Annotated in this window: 1 protein-coding gene; it reads right to left on the bottom strand. The window is 72.6% G+C overall.

Going from position 1 to position 457, the window contains the following annotated elements:
* On the bottom strand, positions 1 to 457 hold a 457-nt coding region (locus tag K9U40_RS23725; protein ID WP_282892510.1), incomplete at both ends, for an MFS transporter.

The raw sequence follows: 457 nt of genomic DNA, 5'->3' as shown, positions 1-457 counted from the left end.
TCCCTGAGCCGCGCGGCCACCAGCGGCATGAGGATGCGGATCGCCGCCGCGGCGATGGCGAACGCGCCGAGGATGGAACCGATCACCGAGGCGGACAGGCCCCGTTCGTGACCGAGCAGCGGCACCACGAAGGTGTGCACGTCCCAGCAGGACGACAGCAGCCAGTTCACGAGCAGCAACCGGCGGAAGCCGGCATCGCCCAGCAGGTCCCAGGCGCGCGGCCGGGTGCCGCCCGCGGGCGCGATGATCGGCGGCAGCTCCACCGTGGCGCGCACCCAGAACCACGTCGCCACGGGCAGCAGCGCGGTGAGCGCGAAGGCCGCCCGGTAACCCGTGGTGCTGCCGGGCGCGGCGCCCGCATGGTCGATCAGCAGCCCGGCGAAGAACGGCCCCACGAAGTTCGATACGGCCGGGCCGATGGCCAGCCAGCTGAACACCCGCCGCAACTGCTCGGAAT

The organism is Xanthobacter autotrophicus, from assembly GCF_030015065.1.
Classification (GTDB): domain Bacteria; phylum Pseudomonadota; class Alphaproteobacteria; order Rhizobiales; family Xanthobacteraceae; genus Xanthobacter; species Xanthobacter autotrophicus_D.
Note: the sequence above shows the minus strand (reverse complement) of the source record. Positions and strands in the feature narration are given on the sequence as shown.